Here is a 1417-nt window from a genome sequence, read left to right on the forward strand (position 1 = left end):
GCTTTGGGATGAAAGGTTCTCAGCCGCAAAAAACGGTTGTTGCTCTTACAAAGACCGCTGCCCGATATATGAAAGAACGGTCAAAGACAGACCCGTACAACTGAGTTTATTCACTTAAAATATACAAAGATGAAATTGAGAAATCAGAAAAAACAAATTCCCGTAGATTTTCGCAAACAGATGTACGAAAGCTACAAAGCCAATATGACTTTATACGGTAAACCAATCCTACCGTACAAACAATGGCTCAAAGACGTGTTTAACACTAAAATACCAACAAAATGAAAAAGATTATCATTATTTCAATCGCACTCTTAGCCCTGACAGCGTGCGAATCAAAACAAGTTGAAGAAGTCAAGGCGAGTTCTAACCAATCATACCCCGTTGAAAAACTGTTCACGGTTGACGGTATCACGGTTTATCGTTTCCGTGACAGTGACCGTTACGTTTACTTCACAAACAGAACGGGCGATGTTCAATACAGTTATCAAAAGCGGGTTGGAAAAGCAACAGAGAATGTCAAGGTTCAAACTATGTGTAACAATGGACAGGAAAATAAACATTGAAGAAGTCAGGGGTTTTCTTGAAGCCTCCAACAAACAGTTTGAGCAGGGAGGAATATACCTTGAACGTGCTCTGTTCAAGCGTGACGATAACGGGGTTCTGACAGGTATCACGCTTTCATACGAGGACAGAACAACATCTGACACACAAGAAACAAGAAAGGAGAAACAAGTATGAAAAACGTGACACGGTGTAAAATAACGCTTTCAAACGGTCAGCGTTATACATTGAGAGACCCGGAAGACATCGGCAGCATTGACAGCAACCGCACGGCATTATTCGTTTTCAATAACGGGCAAATTTACAGAGGATGCACGGACGGAGAGGTTGACGATGACGGGGATTTCTGCCTTTCAAGAAAAGACACGCATCATCGCATAGGGCTTCCCTTTGACCGTCTTCTCGGATGGGCTTACGAAAAGGAGGGCTGACTTATGGGAAACAGCCTGAATGACGTTTGTGACCGTCTTCAAGAAAAGTTGGGTCTCCTTGATGAAGCGGTAAAAGAGTTAAAAGAGGCTTTGATAAACGCTCAGGAATCTTTAGGAATGTCTATCGCTGAGTTTGAACGGGCTATCGAACAAATATCAAGGCTCGGGGCTGAATGTCTGATGGCGCAAGTTATTGAACGCAGCTTGGAATATGAACTGAAAAAAATAAGCCTTGAAGATTATGAAATCTGTTCTGAACCAGCAGAGCGTAACCCCTACCCTCCATATAGGGAACGGCTGCATCCCCGGAAGCACTGGCAACGGAAACCATATTGGCTCAGAACCCGGAGCAACCCGAAGAAAAAGGGCTATCATTAAGTCTGAGAGGCTGAACGCAAATGAAGTGAACTTATTACAGAAAA

Annotated in this window: 4 protein-coding genes; all 4 read left to right on the top strand. The window is 43.1% G+C overall.

Annotated features, from left to right (window positions below; translation table 11 throughout):
• Window positions 1-281: 281 nt before the first annotated feature.
• From ABUA47_RS24780 to ABUA47_RS24795, 4 genes are read left to right on the top strand one after another with little or no spacing between them, the layout of a single operon-like run.
• Window positions 282-566 carry a DUF4884 domain-containing protein gene (locus ABUA47_RS24780; RefSeq protein WP_149923046.1) on the top strand — a complete coding sequence of 95 codons (285 nt, stop codon included), beginning with the start codon at window positions 282-284 and terminating at the stop codon, window positions 564-566.
• Window positions 544-741: a hypothetical protein gene (locus ABUA47_RS24785; RefSeq protein WP_149923045.1), complete on the top strand. Its 198-nt coding sequence runs from the start codon at window positions 544-546 to the stop codon at window positions 739-741. The genes ABUA47_RS24780 and ABUA47_RS24785 overlap by 23 nt, the downstream gene beginning before the upstream one ends.
• Window positions 738-995 carry a hypothetical protein gene (locus ABUA47_RS24790; RefSeq protein WP_149923044.1) on the top strand — a complete coding sequence of 86 codons (258 nt, stop codon included), beginning with the start codon at window positions 738-740 and terminating at the stop codon, window positions 993-995. Before ABUA47_RS24785 ends, ABUA47_RS24790 begins: the two co-directional genes overlap by 4 nt.
• A gap of 3 nt (window positions 996-998) precedes the next feature.
• Window positions 999-1373 (top strand): hypothetical protein, encoded by a 375-nt coding sequence (locus ABUA47_RS24795; protein WP_149923043.1) that lies wholly within the window; start codon window positions 999-1001, stop codon window positions 1371-1373.
• The last annotated feature ends 44 nt before the right edge of the window (window positions 1374-1417 follow it).

It is taken from the genome of Bacteroides sp. RTP31139st1_H2_RTP31139_211217, from assembly GCF_040227615.1.
Taxonomy (GTDB): domain Bacteria; phylum Bacteroidota; class Bacteroidia; order Bacteroidales; family Bacteroidaceae; genus Bacteroides; species Bacteroides uniformis.